Source organism: Kitasatospora sp. NPDC051702 (assembly GCF_040681575.1).
GTDB lineage: Bacteria > Actinomycetota > Actinomycetes > Streptomycetales > Streptomycetaceae > Kitasatospora.
Genome location: NZ_JBFAZB010000055.1, coordinates 19,797 through 36,753 on the forward strand (window position 1 = coordinate 19,797; position 16,957 = coordinate 36,753).

The 16,957-nt window shown below is 74.7% G+C and carries 15 protein-coding genes and 1 pseudogene; 8 read left to right on the forward strand and 8 right to left on the reverse strand.

Annotation, left to right across the window (positions count from 1 at the left end; genetic code table 11):
* Window positions 1-14: 14 nt before the first annotated feature.
* Window positions 15-884 carry a MurR/RpiR family transcriptional regulator gene (locus AB0N04_RS32950; protein WP_360216275.1) on the reverse strand — a complete coding sequence of 290 codons (870 nt, stop codon included), beginning with the start codon at window positions 882-884 and terminating at the stop codon, window positions 15-17.
* A 210-nt stretch (window positions 885-1,094) separates the two neighbouring features.
* On the opposite strand from AB0N04_RS32950, the gene AB0N04_RS32955 reads away from it, so the two are divergent.
* On the forward strand, window positions 1,095-1,517 hold the full coding sequence (locus tag AB0N04_RS32955; protein WP_360216278.1) for a hypothetical protein: 423 nt from the start codon (window positions 1,095-1,097) through the stop codon (window positions 1,515-1,517).
* A gap of 42 nt (window positions 1,518-1,559) precedes the next feature.
* On the opposite strand, the gene hutH is transcribed toward AB0N04_RS32955, so the two are convergent.
* On the reverse strand, window positions 1,560-3,143 hold the full coding sequence (gene hutH, locus AB0N04_RS32960) for a histidine ammonia-lyase (RefSeq protein ID WP_360216281.1): 1,584 nt from the start codon (window positions 3,141-3,143) through the stop codon (window positions 1,560-1,562).
* Window positions 3,144-3,312: 169 nt separating this feature from the next.
* On the opposite strand from hutH, the gene fdhD reads away from it, so the two are divergent.
* Complete coding sequence (gene fdhD, locus AB0N04_RS32965) at window positions 3,313-4,167, forward strand: formate dehydrogenase accessory sulfurtransferase FdhD (RefSeq protein WP_360216284.1); 855 nt, start codon at window positions 3,313-3,315, stop codon at window positions 4,165-4,167.
* A gap of 39 nt (window positions 4,168-4,206) precedes the next feature.
* On the opposite strand, the gene AB0N04_RS32970 is transcribed toward fdhD, so the two are convergent.
* From AB0N04_RS32970 to AB0N04_RS32985, 4 genes and pseudogenes are all read right to left on the reverse strand, one after another.
* A complete protein-coding gene (locus AB0N04_RS32970) occupies window positions 4,207-4,569 on the reverse strand; it encodes a hypothetical protein (RefSeq protein ID WP_360216287.1) in 363 nt (120 codons plus the stop codon).
* An 864-nt stretch (window positions 4,570-5,433) separates the two neighbouring features.
* Window positions 5,434-6,552, reverse strand: a pseudogene (locus tag AB0N04_RS32975) (sensor domain-containing diguanylate cyclase); the annotation flags it as partial.
* A 198-nt stretch (window positions 6,553-6,750) separates the two neighbouring features.
* Complete coding sequence (locus tag AB0N04_RS32980; protein WP_360216290.1) at window positions 6,751-7,875, reverse strand: adenylate/guanylate cyclase domain-containing protein; 1,125 nt, start codon at window positions 7,873-7,875, stop codon at window positions 6,751-6,753.
* Between the two features lie 169 nt (window positions 7,876-8,044).
* Window positions 8,045-8,938, reverse strand: coding sequence for a biotin--[acetyl-CoA-carboxylase] ligase (locus AB0N04_RS32985; protein ID WP_360216293.1), 894 nt, complete (start codon window positions 8,936-8,938; stop codon window positions 8,045-8,047).
* Window positions 8,939-9,177: 239 nt separating this feature from the next.
* Here AB0N04_RS32985 and AB0N04_RS32990 point away from each other — a divergent pair, with 239 nt between their 5' ends.
* The 4 genes from AB0N04_RS32990 to AB0N04_RS33005 all read left to right on the forward strand — a co-directional run bounded on the left by AB0N04_RS32990 (window position 9,178) and on the right by AB0N04_RS33005 (window position 11,943).
* Complete coding sequence (locus AB0N04_RS32990) at window positions 9,178-10,767, forward strand: acyl-CoA carboxylase subunit beta (RefSeq protein ID WP_360216296.1); 1,590 nt, start codon at window positions 9,178-9,180, stop codon at window positions 10,765-10,767.
* Window positions 10,768-10,791: 24 nt separating this feature from the next.
* Complete coding sequence (locus AB0N04_RS32995; protein WP_360216299.1) at window positions 10,792-11,013, forward strand: acyl-CoA carboxylase epsilon subunit; 222 nt, start codon at window positions 10,792-10,794, stop codon at window positions 11,011-11,013.
* A 152-nt stretch (window positions 11,014-11,165) separates the two neighbouring features.
* A complete protein-coding gene (locus AB0N04_RS33000) occupies window positions 11,166-11,306 on the forward strand; it encodes a hypothetical protein (protein WP_360216302.1) in 141 nt (46 codons plus the stop codon).
* A 34-nt stretch (window positions 11,307-11,340) separates the two neighbouring features.
* Window positions 11,341-11,943, forward strand: coding sequence for a nucleoside triphosphate pyrophosphatase (locus AB0N04_RS33005; protein ID WP_360216305.1), 603 nt, complete (start codon window positions 11,341-11,343; stop codon window positions 11,941-11,943).
* A 47-nt stretch (window positions 11,944-11,990) separates the two neighbouring features.
* Here AB0N04_RS33005 and AB0N04_RS33010 read toward each other — a convergent pair whose 3' ends face one another.
* Entirely contained in the window at window positions 11,991-12,791 is an 801-nt protein-coding gene (locus AB0N04_RS33010; protein WP_360216308.1) for a hypothetical protein, read from the reverse strand.
* Window positions 12,792-12,888: 97 nt separating this feature from the next.
* Between AB0N04_RS33010 and AB0N04_RS33015 the strand changes: the two genes are divergently transcribed.
* Window positions 12,889-13,623, forward strand: a complete 735-nt coding sequence (locus tag AB0N04_RS33015) for a hypothetical protein (RefSeq protein WP_360216311.1) — start codon at window positions 12,889-12,891, stop codon at window positions 13,621-13,623.
* Between the two features lie 236 nt (window positions 13,624-13,859).
* Window positions 13,860-15,635 carry a biotin carboxylase N-terminal domain-containing protein gene (locus AB0N04_RS33020; RefSeq protein WP_360216314.1) on the forward strand — a complete coding sequence of 592 codons (1,776 nt, stop codon included), beginning with the start codon at window positions 13,860-13,862 and terminating at the stop codon, window positions 15,633-15,635.
* Window positions 15,636-15,763: 128 nt separating this feature from the next.
* On the opposite strand, the gene AB0N04_RS33025 is transcribed toward AB0N04_RS33020, so the two are convergent.
* Entirely contained in the window at window positions 15,764-16,759 is a 996-nt protein-coding gene (locus tag AB0N04_RS33025) for a DeoR/GlpR family DNA-binding transcription regulator (RefSeq protein WP_360216318.1), read from the reverse strand.
* Window positions 16,760-16,957 lie beyond the last annotated feature (198 nt).

The following is a 16,957-nucleotide window of genomic DNA, read 5'->3' on the forward strand; positions in this document are numbered from 1 at the left end:
GGGCGGGGTCGCGCCTACTCCAGGAACAGGCCGCGCGCCGCCGCCGACTGCTCGATGGCCTCCAGCCTGGCCTCCGCGCCCGGGATCTCGTCGCACATGCTCTGCAGCAGCACCCGGCCGAGCATCATCGGCGCGCACGCCGTGTCGAAGACCAGCCCGGTGCCGACGGCGGCCGGCAGCATCAGGTCGGAGAGCTTGGCGACCGGCGCGAAGGCGCTGTCCGCGACGGTCAGCACCGTCAGACCGCACTCGCGGGCCACCGCCAGCGCGTCCATCAGCTCCCGCGGGTAGCGCGGCAGGGCGAAGCAGAGCAGCGCGGTGGCGCCGGCGGCGCTCGCCTGCTCCAGCCGGTCGGCGAGCATGCTGCCGCCCTCGTCGAGCAGCCGGATGTCGGGGTGCACCTTGGCGGCGAAGTAGGCGAAGCCGCGCGCCTGCGCGGAGGCCGCCCGCAGTCCGAGCACCGGCAGCGGGCGCGAGGCGGCGAGCAGCCGGGCGGCCCGGATGATCGGCTCGGGGTCGGCGAGCAGTTCGGCGAGGTGGCGCAGGTGGGCGATCTCGGCGAGCACCGCCTGCTGGTGCTCGTTGCGCACCGCGTCGTCCGGGGTCTCCGGGGCGACGGCCTCGCCCGCGCCGAGTTCGCGCAGCTGCCGGCGCAGCGCCGGGTAGCCGTCGTAGCCGAGGGCGACCGCGAAGCGGGTGACGGAGGGCTGGCTGACCCCGGCCAGCTCGGCGACCTCGACGCTGGAGAGGAACGGCGCCTCGGTGGCGTGCCGGACCAGGGAGTGCGCGATGCGCCGCTGGGTCGGGGTGAGCCGGTGGCCCTCGAACAGCTGGAGCAGCCGGGAGGAGGGGCCGACCGAGCCGGCCTCGTCGATGGCGGTCATCAGCGGTACCTCCGGGTGCGAGCGGTTCGGACGACGACTGTGCAGCAGCGCGTCGCGCCTGGCAAAGACGTCTCGTACGGCGGAACGTCGCGTGGGACGTCCCGAGGGGTGGACGGCGGCTCGGGGTAACCCTGATTTCCCCCTGAGCCCGCCCGGATTCCCCGGCGAACGGATGGACCCGGCTCCGCCGCGGATTGCAGGCTTGCCCGTATGAACACTCGCCAGGACGAACTGCGCCGCGACCTCGACGCCACCCTGCAGGCCCGCAAGGAACTCGGCAAGGAGTACGAGTCGGAGCTGGTCGACTCGTTCCTGAGCCGGATGGAGTCCCGGATGGACGCCCGTCTGGACCGCCGGGTGGACGAGCGGATGGACGAGTACGGGCCCGCCCACCGCCACCACCCCCGCCGACAGGGCCGGGTGCCCGGCCGCCCGGGGACCAGGCTCGCGGTGATCTCGCTGGTCCTCGGCATCCCGCTGACCGGGATCGCGAGCAGCCCGTCGGGCGGCGGCTTCGTCGGGATCCTGGTCAGCTGGGCGGGCATCGTCGGGGTCAACTTCGCCGCTGCCTTCGCCGACCGCCGGGAGCACCGCGACGAGGCGCGGCGCTCCCCGCGGAGCGACTGGGACTGACGGGGCGGGGCCGGTCGGCCTGTTCAGCGCCCCGGCGGGTGGTCAGGCCAGCGGCCCGGTGACCCCCTCCACCGCCCGGACCAGCCCGCCGGAGGCGACCAGCGCGGCGGCGGCCTCCAGGTCCGGCGAGAGGAAGCGGTCGCGGCCGGCGCCGCCGACGCCCGCCTCCCGGGCGGCGGCCATGGCGGCCGCGGTGGCCGGGGCGACGCGGCCCGACTCGTCGGCCTGCTGACGGATCTCCAGCGCCCGGGCGGCCGCGGTGAGTTCCACGGCGAGGATCCGGCCGAGGTTGTCGACGGCCTGGCGCAGCTTGCGGGCGGCCGACCAGCCCATCGACACGTGGTCCTCCTGCATCGCGGAGGACGGGATCGAGTCGACCGAGGCCGGGACGGCGAGCCGCTTGTTCTCGCTGACCAGTGCCGCCTGGGTGTACTGCGCGATCATCAGGCCGGAGTCCACGCCCGGGTCGTCGGCCAGGAAGGCCGGCAGGCCGTGCGAGCGGGCCTTGTCGAGCAGTCGGTCGGTGCGGCGCTCGGAGATCGACCCGAGGTCGGCGGCGGCGATGGCCAGGAAGTCCAGCACGTACGCCACCGGGGCGCCGTGGAAGTTGCCGTTGGACTCGACCCGGCCGTCCGGCAGCACCACCGGGTTGTCGACCGAGGCGGCCAGTTCGCGGGAGGCGACGAGCTGGGCGTGCGCCAGGGTGTCGCGGCCGGCGCCGGCCACCTGCGGGGCGCAGCGGATCGAGTAGGCGTCCTGGACGCGCGGCGCGTCGTCCTGGTGGTGGCCGGTGAGGCCGGAGTCCTTGAGGACGGCCAGCATGTTGGCGGCGCTCAGCGCCTGGCCCGGGTGCGGGCGGATCGGCGCGTGCAGCTCGGGGGCGAGCACCTTGTCGGAGCCGAGCAGCGCCTCCAGGGTCATCGCGGCGGTGATGTCGGCGGTGGTGAACAGGCGCTGGAGGTCGGCGATCGCCATCACGAGCATGCCGAGCATGCCGTCGGTGCCGTTGATGAGGGCCAGGCCCTCCTTCTCCAGCAGCTCGACCGGCTCGATGCCGGCGGCGGCGAGCAGCTCGCCGGCGGGCTTCTCCACGCCGTCCGGGCCGGTGGCCACGCCCTCGCCCATCAGGGCCAGCGCGCAGTGCGACAGCGGCGCGAGGTCACCGGAGCAGCCGAGCGAGCCGAACTCCCGGACCACCGGGGTGATGCCCGCGTTGAGCAGGGCGGCCATGGTCTGCGCGACCAGCGGGCGGACCCCGGTGCGGCCGGAGGCCAGCGTCTTCATCCGCAGGAACATCAGCGCCCGGACGACCTCGCGCTCGACCGCGGGGCCCATGCCGGCGGCGTGCGAGCGCACCAGCGAGCGCTGCAGCTGCGCACGCAGTTCGGGGCTGATGTGCCGGACGGCGAGCGCGCCGAATCCGGTCGACACGCCGTAGACGGGGCGCGGCTCGGCCGCGAGGGCGTCGATCCGGGCCCGGGCGGTCGCCATCTCGGCCAGGGCGTCGGGGCCGATCTCGACCCGGGCGTTGCCCCGGGCGACGGCCAGCACGTCCTCCGCACTGACGTCGGCCTTGCCGACCTGGACCAGCGGAGCGTCGGGGGCCACAGCACTGTGCATATCCATATACACTATCACATCAGGTGAATGGGAATATGACAACAGCTGCTCGCCATTCGGATTTTCCGCCGCCCCGTCCCGCGCCGCACGCCGGGCCGGGACGGGGCCGTTGGCCGGCGGCCGCCGCCATGCCGCAGGCTGGTGGTCACGGGACACGTACGGAGGTGGCGGGGCGATGACGCGGGCGACGGCGAGGCGGCGCGTGGTGCGGCTGCGGGGGGACGGGCGCGGAGTGCGGCCGGACGCCCTGGCGGCGGAGGAACCGCTGGAGATCAGGCTCGGCGGCGAACCGCTGACCGTCACCATGCGCACCCCCGGGCAGGACTTCGACCTGGTGGCCGGGTTCCTGGTCGGCGAGGGGCTGGTGCACACCGCGGAGGAGCTCGCCGCGCTGCGCTACTGCGCCGGGACGGACGAGGCCGGCGCCAACACGTACAACGTCGTCGACGCCACCCTGCGCGGCGCGGCCCGCCCCCTGCCGCTCTCCGCGCACCGCAACCTGCTCACCACCAGCGCCTGCGGCCTCTGCGGCCGGGACACCGTGGACGCGGTGCGCACCCACGTCCGCCACCCCGTCGGCGAGGACCCGCTGACCGTCCCGCCGTCCCTGCTGTACGGCCTGCCGGACCGGCTGCGGGCCGCCCAGCGCACCTTCGAGTCCACCGGCGGCCTGCACGCGGCCGGCCTGTTCGACGCCGCCACCGGGGAGCTGCTCTGCGCCCGCGAGGACGTCGGACGGCACAACGCGGTGGACAAGGTGGTCGGCTGGGCCCTGCGCGAGGGCCGGCTGCCGCTGACCGGGCACGTCCTGCTGGTCAGCGGCCGGGCCTCGTTCGAACTGACCCAGAAGGCCGCGCTGGCGGGCGTGCCGCTGCTGGCGGCCGTCTCGGCCCCGTCCTCGCTCGCGGTGGACCTGGCCGAGGAGCTGGGCCTCACGCTGGTCGGCTTCCTGCGCGGGGAGAGCGCGAACGTGTACACCCGGCCGGACCGGATCAGCGAGCCCGCCGCCGCCCCGCCCGTCCCGGCCTGAGCCCGGACGGGCCCCGGGGGGCGCCGGCCCGGGGAGGCCCTAGGACCGGCCGTCCCGGCGCCTGAGCCGCACCACCAGGACCACCAGCACGGCGACCAGCAGGAGCACCACGAGGAAGCCGATGACCTTGCCGATCACCCCGGCGAAGAAGCCCTTCTTCTTCTTGCTCTTCGACTTGGACTTGGAGCCGGCCAGGTCCGAGATCCGGTGCGCCCCGGCCACCACCCGCACCTGTCGGGCGCCCTCCGCCGGCGTACCCGCCGCGCTGCCCGCACCCGCACCCGCTGTCAGCGCGTCCGCCGTCCGCACCACCGGCGCCGCCGAGGCGGGCGCGGCCAACGCCACCCCGCCACCGAGCACCAGCGCCCCGGCCACCGCCACGCCCACCAGTCGTCTGCCCACGGCCCGCACCCCGTCCCCGGCGCGCCCGCCGCGCCGATCCAGCGGACACCGTCCCACCACCGGGCGGCCCCCACCACCCCCCGGGCGCGGACCGCGACCCACCCGCAACACGGCGGTCACCGAACCGGCACAGAACCGCCGGGGGCCGGCTCCCGCGGCCCGCCGTCAGCCCGCCGGCGGCGAGGTCGGCCCGGACAGCGCCACGGCCACGAGGGCCCGCATGGCGCAGGCGGCCTGACCGAGCGGGAGGGTGGCGTCGTCGGCGAAGAGCTCGACCAGCCAGCCGCCCGCCGGGTTCTGGCCGCCCGCCGCGACCATCCCGCGGTAGCCGGAGACGACGAGCATGGCCTCCTCGGCCGGGTCGTTGCCGGCCGCGCCCGCCCGCAGGGCGAAGGCGCCGCCGCGGACGGCCCGCCGGGTCATCGGGTAGTGACGCAGGTCGAAGACGGCGTCGGGGGCCTCGATCTGGGCGCGCTGGGTCTCGGCCCGGACGCTGCTGGGGCCGCTGGTCATCCGGTAGACGGCGTGCTGGGCGGTGCGCATGAGCTGGGAGCCGGGCGGGACGTAGGAGATCCACCAGCCGACGGCGTCGAGCAGCCGGGCGGAGGACTCGGCGACGACCACGAGCTTGGCGAGGGTGTCGGCGGGGTGGACGGCCCTGGCGCCGGCGGCCCGGTCCAGGCCGGCGAGGACGGCGGTGAGCAGCTGGCCGGGGTCGGCGCTGTGGGCGGCGCCGCGGAACCGCCGCCGGTCGCCCGCGCCCGCCCGGCCGCCGCCGCGGGGCCGCCCGTCGGCCCGGTGGTGCGGGTCGGCGGCGTCGGCCAGCAGCACGGTCGGGTCCGGGGCGAAGCCGGGGCCGTGGCTGCGCCCGGCGACGACGGGGTGGGCGGCGCGGGCGGCCTTGGCCCGGTACTGGGCGGCGTCGGCGAGCCGGAAGAGCCGGTCGGGGGTGGTGACGGGGCCGATGGAGTCGCCGGTGGAGGCGACGCCGCAGGCGACCCCCTCCCCCTCGGACAGGGCGAGGGCGCGGGCGCACAGCTCCTCGGCGACGACGACCACCTCGTCGGCCTTCTGCCCCTCCGCCAGCAGGCAGAACTCGTCGCCGCCGAGCCGGGCGGCGAGGCTGCCGGGCAGCTTGGCGGCGGCCAGCGACAGCTGGTGGGCGAACCGTTCCAGCAGCCGGTCGCCCATCTCGTGGCCGAGCTGGTCGTTGACCCGCTTGAGCCCGTTGACGTCGCAGACCACGAGCGAGACCACGGTGTTGTCGCGGTTGTGGGCGGCGAGGGCGCTCTCCAGCCGGGCGTCGACGGCGCGCCGGTTGGCGAGGCCGGTGAGCGGGTCGGAGAAGGCGAGCTTGCGCAGGTCGGCGAGGCGTTCGGTCTGGGCCAGACCGGCCGACACCTGGGCGGCCAGCAGGGTGGCGTAGTCGGCGTCGGCCTCGGTGAACTCGGGCATCCCGACGCTGCGGGCGAGGTAGAGCTCGCCCCAGGCCTGCCCGTGCAGGACGATCGGCGCGACCACGCAGCAGGCCCGACCGCGCCGGCGCAGCGCCGCGGCGCGCTCCTGGCAGTACGCGCCGGCGGTGGGGTGCGCGTGCCCGGTGTGCGGTTCGGTGTTCTCGGCGGTCTGCAACCAGGCGCGCGGAAGGCGCCCGGTGGTCCAGCGCTCCTCCAGGTAGGTGACGATCTCGGGGAAGTCGGCGACCGGGTAGGACTCGTCCTCGGGCAGTTCCTCCTCGCCCGGCGCGAGCTCCCCGTGGTTGACGAGGACCCTCAGCCGGCCCGATTCGCGGTCCCAGACGGAGACCGCCGTCATGGTGGCGCCGAGCGCCTCGGTGGCCCGGACGGCGGCGGCCCGGACGGCCTCCAGCGGGGTGAGCGCTCCGGCCATGTCCTGGGCGAGCTCGACCACGGACTGCAGCCGCAGGTCGGGCAGCGGGTCGGGGTGCCGCGAGCCACCGCAGTCGCAGCCGCGGTCCGTCATGATCGCCTCGCCGCCCACCGGTTCGCCTCGCTCCCTGTGTCCGGTCCTGCCAGACCCCCGTCACGACCGCACCCGTCCGGCCGCTTGCAACCAAGACTATGGCGGTTTCGTTCGGTTATGCCCCGTTTGCGGGGACGAACCCGCACCAGGCCGTACGGGTTTCAACCATTCGGCACCGGGAGCACGCAACCCCCGGACCTACTCCGGCTTGAGCCGCCGCGACAGCAGCCACGGCTCGACCAGCCCGAGCCCGCGCACCGGCCGGCGCCACATCGGCTGGAGGTGGAAGCGGTGCCCGGCGTCCGGGCCCGGCACCGGCAGGCCGGAGGCGGGCATCCCGGCCGCCGCGGACAGCGCCTCCGCCAGGCCGGGCCCGTCCACGTCGGCCGGGGCGACGCTGCCGTTCTGCTCCAGCGCGGCGGCGAACTCGCCGTCGATCAGCACCGCGTCCTTGGGCGCGATCGAGGTGAGCCGGCTCGCCAGGTTGACGGTGGTGCCGAAGACGTCGCCCATCCGGGAGGTGACGGTGCCGAAGGCCATGCCGACCCGCAGCGCGGGGATGGTGTCGTCCTCGGCGAGCGCCTCGATCAGGCTGAGCGCGATCTCGGCGGCGGTCACCGGGTCCTCGGAGACGTAGAGGATCTCGTCGCCGAGCGTCTTGATGACCCGGCCGCCCTGACCGGCGATCAGGTCGGAGCAGGTGTTCTCGAAGGTCTCGACGAGCTCGCCGAGCTCCTCCTCCTCCAGCCGGCGCGACAGCCGGGTGAAGCCGACCAGGTCGGCGAAGCCGACCGCCAGCCGGCCGCTGGTGATCTCGTGGTCCTCGGCGGCCTGGACGACCCGGCCGGTGACGGCGGCGAGCTGCCGGCGCCAGACGTAGACCAGGAACTGCTCCAGCTCCGGAAGCAGCAGCTCGACCAGCGGGTACGCCACGTCGGCCCGGGTCAGCCCGGGTTCGACGGACTGGGTGAGGTTCTCCAGGAAGGTGTCCATCTGCCAGCCGGCCAGCCGCGCGGTGGTCTGCCCGGTGGACCGGGCCACCTGGATCGCCATCGACTCGCTGAGCAGACCGGACTCGACCAGGCCGGCCAGGCGGCGCAGCGCGATCACGTCGCCGTCGGTCAGCGCCCGGGACTGCCCGATGTCGGGGAAGCCCATCGCCCGCCAGAACCGGGTGGCCAGCTCCATCGGGACGTCGGCGGCGCGCGCGGCCTGGTACGGGGTGTAGCGGCGTGGCGCGTCCAGGATCAGACGTTCCAGTTCGAGCGCGACCGTGGGGTCGTGGGTGCCCGCCGTTCCGCCGCTGCTGCCGTCCTCTGCCACCGGTCCGTCCCCGTGCGGTCGCCGCACTCGCCTCGTGTCCTGCCTGTCCGGGCGCGCCCGCCACCCGGCGGGCAGTGGCGCGCCTCACACCGCTGCCAGGTGGAATGTTCGCACGGAATCACGTGATCCGGGGCATCAGCCCGGGTCAAGGGGAGGTGAAGAGTGCCGTTCAGCGGGGCTCGGGGCGCACGTGGACGACGTCCCCCGCGCCGACCGCCTGCCGTGCGCCGTCGGGGGTGCGGACCACCAGCCGTCCGTCGCCGTCGATCGCCACCGCCTCGCCGGTCAGCTCGCGGTCCCCCGGCAGGTGCACCCTCACCTGCCGGCCGAGCGTGGTGCAGCGGTCCGCGTAGGCCCGGAGCAGTTCGCTGGCGTGCGGGTCCCCGGCGGCCGCCGTCCAGTCGCGGTACAGCTCGGCGAACTCGCGCAGCAGCGCCCGCAGCAGGACGGACCGGTCGGTGACCGCGGCGCCGGCCAGCGCCAGCGAGGCCGCCGCGGGGACGGGCAGCTCCGCCTCGCGCAGCGAGACGTTGAGGCCGAGGCCGGCGACCACGGCGCCGCCGCCCAGCTCGGTGAGGATGCCGCCGAGCTTGCGCTCCCGGCCGTCGATCTCCACCTGGAGGTCGTTGGGCCACTTCAGCCCGACCTCGACCCCGGCCACCCGGCTCAGCGTGCTGGCCGCGGCCACCCCGACCAGGATCGGCAGCCAGCCGTACCGCTCGACCGGCACCTCCTCGGGGCGCAGCAGCACCGACAGGAACAGCCCGGAGCGGGCCGGGGCGGTCCACTGCCGCTCCAGCCGGCCGCGCCCGGCGAGCTGCTCCTCGGCGACCAGCACCGCGCCCTGCGGGGCCCCGGCCCGGGCGCGGGCGGCGAGGTCGCTGTTGGTGGAGCCGGTCTCGGGGACGACGTCCAGCGAGGTCCAGAGCCCGCCCGGCAGCAGCAGGTCGCGGCGCAGCGCCGCCTCGTCCAGCGGCGGGCGGTCCAGGTCGGCCCAGGGCGACGGCCCGGTGCGGCCGAAACCGCGCAGTCCACTGCGGCGGGGGGTGTCGGGTGCGGTCATGGGGGCCACCCTAGGACCTGGCCGCGGGCAGGGGGCGTAGGCCGCCCCATCGTCCCTCAGAACGGCCGTTGACACACTGTGTCGATGGCCATAACGCCAGGACGTGCCCTACCGCCCCGCGTGCTGGCTACGCTACTCAACGGTAGTTCGCAGCGCCGCCCTGCCCTCATGCCCGGGACCCACTCCGGCCCGCGCGCACTCGAACAGGTCGCGGCCCATGGATCAGGGAGAGCCACCGGATGACCGAGGCGCCGTACGACCCCCACACCACCGCCGGCAAGCTCGCCGACCTGCGGCGCAGGCTCGACGAGGCGGTGCACTCCGGCTCCGCCAAGGCCGTGGAGAAGCAGCACGCCAAGGGCAAGCTGACGGCCCGCGAGCGGGTGGTCGAGCTGCTGGACGAGGACTCCTTCGTCGAGTTCGACGAGTTCGCCCGGCACCGCTCGACCAACTTCGGGCTGGACCGGACCCGCCCGTACGGCGACGGCGTGGTGACCGGCTACGGCACCGTGGACGGCCGCCAGGTCGCCGTGTTCGCGCAGGACTTCACCGTCTTCGGCGGCTCCCTCGGCGAGGTGTTCGGCGAGAAGATCGTCAAGGTGATGGACTTCGCGCTGAAGACCGGCTGCCCGGTCATCGGCATCAACGACTCCGGCGGCGCCCGGATCCAGGAGGGCGTGGTCTCGCTCGGCCTGTACGGCGAGATCTTCCGCCGCAACGTGCACGCCTCGGGCGTGATCCCGCAGATCTCGTTGATCATGGGCCCCTGCGCCGGCGGCGCGGTGTACTCCCCCGCGATCACCGACTTCGTGGTGATGGCCGACCAGACCTCGCACATGTTCATCACCGGCCCGGACGTCATCAAGACCGTCACCGGCGAGGACGTCGGCATGGAGGAGCTGGGCGGCGCGCGCACCCACAACACCAAGTCGGGCAACGCGCACTACCTCGCCACCGACGAGAAGGAGGCCGTCGAGTACGTCAAGAGCCTGCTCTCGTACCTGCCCTCCAACAACCTCTCGGACCCGCCGTCCTACCCCGAGCAGGCGGACCTCACGGTCACCGACGAGGACCTCGAACTCGACACCATCGTCCCGGACTCGGCGAACCAGCCGTACGACATGCGCAAGGTGATCGAGCACGTCGTCGACGACGGCGAGTTCCTGGAGACCCAGCCGCTGTACGCGGGCAACATCATCACCGGCTTCGGCCGGGTCGAGGGCCACCCCGTCGGCGTCGTCGGCAACCAGCCGATGGACCTGGCCGGCTGCCTGGACATCGCCGCCAGCGAGAAGGCCGCCCGCTTCGTGCGGACCTGCGACAGCTTCAACATCCCGGTGCTGACCTTCGTCGACGTGCCCGGCTTCCTGCCCGGCACCGGCCAGGAGTGGGACGGCATCATCCGCCGCGGCGCCAAGCTCATCTACGCCTACGCCGAGGCGACCGTCCCGCTGATCACCGTGATCACCCGCAAGGCCTTCGGCGGCGCGTACGACGTCATGGGGTCCAAGCACCTGGGCGCCGACCTCAACCTGGCCTGGCCGACCGCGCAGATCGCGGTGATGGGCGCGCAGGGCGCGGTGAACATCCTGCACCGGCGCGAGATCGCCGAGGCCGAGGCCGCCGGGAACGCCGAGGAGCGCCGGGCCGAGCTGCTCGCCTCGTACGAGGACACCCTGCTCAACCCGTACCTGGCGGCCGAGCGCGGCTACGTGGACGCGGTGATCGCACCGAGCGAGACCCGCCGGCACATCGTCCGGGGCCTGCGGGCGCTGCGCGGCAAGCGCGAGGTGCTGCCGCCGAAGAAGCACGGCAACATCCCCCTCTAGGCCCCGTCGGGAGAGAATCTAGCCATGGCCCCGATCCACGTGCTGCACGGGCAGCCGACCCCCGAGGAGCTGGCCACCGTCCTGGCGGTGGTCCAGGCCCGGGCCGCCGCCGCGCAGGCCGCCGCGGAGGCGGCGCGCCTGGCCGGTGTCGGCCCGGCCTCCCCCTGGAACGACCGCTCCCGCCTGCTCCGACCCGCCGTCCACCCGGGCGTCAACGCCTGGCGGACGTCCGGGTGGGCGGGCTGATCCGAGCCGAGCCGAGGTGTGCGGAGTGGGAAGTCGACCCGGTCGACTTCCCACTCCGTACGCGTTCCACCGCCGTCCCCGCCGCCCTGACCGCCGGAAACTGAGTACGGATACTCAGGCGCCCGGGCCCCGGCGCGGCGCACTCTGGACGGGTGCTCTGGTCAGACCCTCGCGACGAGCCCTCCCCGGAGGCCCGCCGGATGCTGGAGCGGCTGCACCGGGCCGGCCGGGTGCTCGCCGCCCTGTTGCTGGTGGGCGCCGTGCTGCTCATGATCTTCCCCTCGTTCACCTGACCGGCGGACACCCGCACCCCCTACCCTGGTGGGCATGACCGACCAGCGCCCCCTCGTCCTCGCCTCCGCCTCCCCCGCCCGCCTCGGGCTGCTGCGCCAGGCGGGCCTCGACCCGCGCGTGGTGGTCAGCGGCGTCGACGAGGACGCGATCAGCGCCCCCACCCCGGCCGAACTCGCGCTGGTCCTGGCCGAGGCCAAGGCCAAGGCGGTCGCCGCCGCACTGACCGGCGCCGAGCTGGTGATCGGCTGCGACTCCGTCCTGGAGCTGGACGGCCTGGCGCTCGGCAAGCCCGCCGACGCCACCGAGGCGCTGGCCCGCTGGCAGTCGATGCGCGGCCGGTCCGGGGTGCTGCGCACCGGCCACTGCGTGATCGACACCGCGACCGGCCGGCAGTCCTCGGCCACCGCCTCCACCACCGTCCGCTTCGGGACCCCGGACGACGCCGAGATCGCCGCCTACGTGGCCTCCGGCGAGCCGCTGCACGTCGCCGGGGCGTTCACCCTGGACGGGCGCTCCGCGCCCTTCGTCGAGGGCATCGACGGCGACCCGGGCAACGTCATCGGTCTCTCGCTGCCGCTGCTGCGCACCCTGCTCGCCGACCTCGGCGTCCGGATCACCGACCTCTGGAGCCGGTAGCCCGCCCGGCGGCCCGCCCGGGCCGGTGACCCGCCCGGGCCGGCGGCTCACCCGGCGGGGGCGTTCCTCGCCAGGAAGGCCAGCACGTCCGGCAGGGCGCCGTCCGCGAGCAGGTCGGCGCCGTGGTCGCCGCCCGGGTAGATCTTGAGCTCGTTCACGGGGGACCTCCCGAAGTCGTGCATCTGCCGGGCGTTCCCGGCGAACGGGGAGTCGTCCTCCTCGGCCGCGAAGAACTCCGGGGCCCGGAGGGCCTTCAGGGCCTCGTGCGCGTCCTCGCCGTCCCAGGACCACGGGCCGCTGAGCGAGACCACCGCCGCCACCGGCAGCGGGGTCGGCGCGCCCGCCGCGACCAGCGAGCCGGTGGCCCCCTTGGAGGCCCCCAGCAGCACCACCGCGGTGACGCCCTTGGTGCCCAGCCAGCTCAGCGCGGCCGGGATGTCCCTGGACGGGCTGCCCCCGACGGTGGCGGCCAGCACCGCGTAGCCCGCCCGGGTGAACGCGGGCAGGTAGGGCAGCCAGTCGCAGAGCGAGCCCTCCGCCTGGTGCGAGAACACCACGGCGACCTTCGCCGCCCCGCCGTCCGCCTGCTGGAAGTACGCCGGCCGGACGCCCGAGGCGCCCTGCAGGTCGATGCTGCCGGCCCTGGCCCGGTCCTCGCCGAGGCAGCCGTCCGTCCGGTCCGGCCGCGGGGTCGCCCCGCCCTGCACCGCCCCGGCCGCCGTCGTGCCGCCCCGGGCCGACGCGGTCGCCGCCGCGTCCCCTCCCGGCCCGGGACCGCCGCACCCCGCCAGGGCGAGCAGTGCCAGCAGTGCCACCGCCTTCGCCGACTTCCCCGTTGTGTAGGTCATGTGACGAACGCTAGGGAGACCGTCACGCACGGTCAATGGTCGTGCGGGGCGGGCGCCGCTAGGGTGATGGCCGTTCGAACGGGGAGGGGACGCGGCGATGACCGACGGCGTGCTCAACGTGCTGCTGGGGCTGGTGGCCAGTGCCATCAGTGCCGCGCTCGGCTGGCTGGGGCAGGCGCTGCGGCGCCGCCGCCGGGTCGAACGGGTCCGGGAGTTCCTCGGGCTGCCGGCGGGCGGCGAGTGCCTGATCGTGGTGCCGCGCAGTGTCGGGACGGGCTCGCACGCCAACACCGTGACCCGCCGGGACGCCTACGCGCTGATGTGGTTGGCCGGGCTGGTCGAGGAGTGCGGGGCGCGCCCGGAGCTGGTCGCGCACGACGCGGCGCACCGGGGGCTGGGCGTCAAGACCGAGCTGTGCCTGGGCGGCCCGGTCAGCAACGACCGGATGGCCGCGCACCTCGCCTGGGGCCTGCCGGGGGTGCTGGTGACCTCCGGTCCCGGTCCGGGGAGCAACGTCATCGTGGTGGGCGAGCGCGAGTTCGCCGCCGACCGCGACCAGGTGCACACCCTGCTGGCCCGGATCGCCACCCCGGAGGGCGGGCGCCCGGTGTTCCTGATCTCCGGCCAGACCGGCACCGCCAACCAGGCGGGCGTCCGGTACCTCGTCGCCCACCACCGCGAACTCGCCCGGAAGTACGGCCGCAACGGAAGCTTCGCGATCGTCCTGCGGGCGCTCAACCCGGAGGCGTACGGGCCGGACATGGTGGAGGTCGCCGCGGACGTCACGGCCGAGGCCCTGCAGCGCCCGGCCGCCCGCACGACCGCCGCTTGAGCCCGCCGGGCGAGAGTGTGTCCGATGCCACCGGGGCGCCACGCCGCCGCACCGTCACCCGCAGCGAACCGGGCCTCCCCGGCGGCACCGGCCGCGACCTGCGACGTCACTCGGAGGGCGGCCGCGGAGGCCGCGAAATCCATCACCGTCCGTGTGGGATAGTTCACAACCTGGGGCTACTCGCCGGTACCGCCCAGGAATCCATAAACTCGACCAGGTTCAAGAAGGGAGCCACAGTGCGCAAGGTGCTCATCGCCAACCGCGGGGAAATCGCCGTCCGCGTCGCCCGGGCCTGCTCGGACGCCGGTATCGCCAGCGTCGCCGTCTACGCCGAGCCGGACCGGGACGCGCTGCACGTCCGCGCGGCCGACGAGGCTTATGCGCTGGGAGGCGACACCCCCGCTACCAGTTACCTGGACATCAGCAAGGTCCTGAAGGCCGCCGAGGACTCCGGTGCCGACGCGGTCCACCCCGGCTACGGGTTCCTGTCGGAGAACGCCGAGTTCGCCCAGGCCGTGCTCGACGCCGGTCTCACCTGGATCGGCCCGCCCCCGCAGGCCATCCGCGACCTCGGCGACAAGGTGACGGCCCGGCACGTGGCGCAGCGCGCCGGCGCGCCGCTGGTCGCCGGCACGCCGGACCCGGTCTCGGGTGCCGACGAGGTCGTCGTGTTCGCCCGCGAGCACGGCCTCCCGGTCGCCATCAAGGCGGCCTTCGGCGGCGGCGGCCGCGGCCTCAAGGTCGCCCGCACGCTCGAGGAGATCCCGGAGCTGTACGAGTCCGCGGTGCGCGAGGCGGTCGCCGCCTTCGGGCGCGGCGAGTGCTTCGTCGAGCGCTACCTGGACAACCCGCGGCACGTGGAGACCCAGTGCCTCGCGGACAAGCACGGCAACGTGGTGGTCGTGTCCACCCGTGACTGCTCGCTGCAGCGCCGGCACCAGAAGCTCGTCGAGGAGGCGCCCGCGCCGTTCCTGACCGCCGAGCAGAACGCCGAGCTCTACCGGGCGTCCAAGGCCATCCTCAAGGAGGCCGGCTACGAGGGCGCCGGGACCTGCGAGTTCCTGGTGGCGCTGGACGGCACGATCTCCTTCCTGGAGGTCAACACCCGTCTGCAGGTCGAGCACCCGGTCACCGAGGAGGTCACCGGGATCGACCTGGTCCGCGAGATGTTCCGGATCGCCGACGGCGAGGAGCTCGGCTACGGCGACCCGGAGGTGCGGGGTCACTCCTTCGAGTTCCGCATCAACGGCGAGGACCCGGGCCGCAACTTCCTCCCCGCGCCCGGCACCGTGACGCTGTTCGCCCCGCCGTCCGGCCCGGGCGTCCGGCTGGACTCCGGCGTGGAGAGCGGCTCGGTCATCGGCCCGGCCTGGGACTCCCTGCTGGCCAAGCTGATCGTCTCCGGCCGCGACCGCAAGCAGGCCCTGGAGCGGGCCCGCCGCGCGCTGAACGAGTTCAAGGTCGAGGGCATGGCCACCGCCATCCCGTTCCACCAGGCGGTCGTCACCGACCCGGCGTTCGCGCCCGAGGTGCACGGCGACGAGGGCCCGTTCAAGGTCTTCACCCGGTGGATCGAGACCGAGTTCGACAACACCATCCCGCCGTTCGCGGGTGCGGCCGGCGACGGTGAGGAGGCCGAGGGCCGCGAGACCGTCGTGGTCGAGGTCGGCGGCAAGCGGATCGAGGTCTCGCTGCCGTCCTCGCTGGGCGTCGCGGCGGCGCCGGCGGCCGGTGCCACGGGTGCCGCGAAGGCCAAGCGCCGGGTGGGTGCCAAGAAGGCCGGTTCGGCGGTCAGCGGTGACACCCTGGCCTCGCCGATGCAGGGCACCATCGTCAAGGTCGCCGTGGAGGAGGGCCAGGTCGTCGCCGAGGGCGAGCTGATCGTGGTCCTGGAGGCGATGAAGATGGAGCAGCCGCTGAACGCGCACAAGGCGGGCACGATCGTCGGCCTCAAGGCCGAGGTGGGTGCCAGCGTCAGCAGCGGTGCCGCGCTCTGCGAGATCAAGGACTGACGCCCGCAGGGGCTTCACCCGGCCGGTCCGTACGCCCCTCGGGGTGTGCGGACCGGCCGCGTTCCCGGGCCCGTCCGGCCGGGTCGCGGGCCCGTCCGAGCTGCCTCCCGGGCCCGTCCGGCCGTGGCTCAGCGCCCGCGCGGCAGGCCCATCTCGGCCAGCCGGACGGGCATGCCGCCGCCCGGGCCGGCCGGGCCCCCGTGCGCTCCGGGCCGCCGCTGGCCGGGCAGCGGGGCCCCGCCGGGGGGCGGGCCGGCCCGCCGGGGCAGCGGCCCGGGCTGGGTCTGGTGGACGGGGCCGCTGCCGGTGCCGTGCACCGGGGCGTCGCCGGTGGGGGCGGCGCCGAGCGGCGCCAGGTCGATCTGCACCCCGCAGTCGGCGAGCGCGTCCAGTTCGCGGGCGGTTGCGTCGTCCGCGGTGGCGTGCTCGTCGGTGACCAGCCGGGTGATGGTCTCGGTGGGCACGGTCTGGAACATGGTGTCCGCGCCGAGCTTGGTGTGGTCGGCGAGGACGATGACCTCGGAGGCCGACTGCACCAGCGCCCGGTCCACGCTCGCGGACAGCATGTTGGTGGTGGACAGGCCCCGCTCGGCCGTCAGCCCGCTGCCGGAGATGAAGGCCTTGGACACCCGCAGGCCGTGCAGGGACTGCTCGGCACCGCTGCCGACCAGTGCGTAGTTGGAGCCCCGCAGGGTGCCGCCGGTCATCACCACCTCCACCCGGTTGGCGTGCGCCAGCGCCTGGGCGACCAGCAGCGAGTTGGTGACGACGGTGAGGCCGGGCACCCGCGCGAGCCGGCGGGCCAGCTCCTGGGTGGTGGTGCCGGCGCCGACCACCACCGCGTCGCCCTCCTCCACCAGGCCGGCGGCGAGGTCCGCGATGGCGCTCTTCTCGGCGGCGGAGAGGTGGGTCTTCTGCGGGTAGCCGGGTTCGCGGCTGAAGCCGCCGGGGAGCACCGCGCCGCCGTGCCGGCGGTCGAGGAGCCCTTCTGCCTCCAGTGCCCGTACGTCGCGGCGCACGGTCACTTCGGACGTCTGGACGACGCGGGCCAACTCCCGGAGCGAGACCGCTCCGTTGGCGCGCACCATTTCGAGGATCAACTGGCGACGTTCTGCTGCAAACACAGAACCGACGGTAACCTGCGTGACCGTCTGCTTTCAGGCGTTTGCAGCTAGTAGCGGGAATTGCTCGCGTCCGAGCGGCGCGTGACCGTACAATACGCGCCGTCAGCAACCCGGCACTGCGCCCGCCGTCCGGGTGACGATCACTCCTGCGCGAAGGGCGGCCGCCGGTCGGCAGCCGCCCTCAACTGTGCGCCGGAG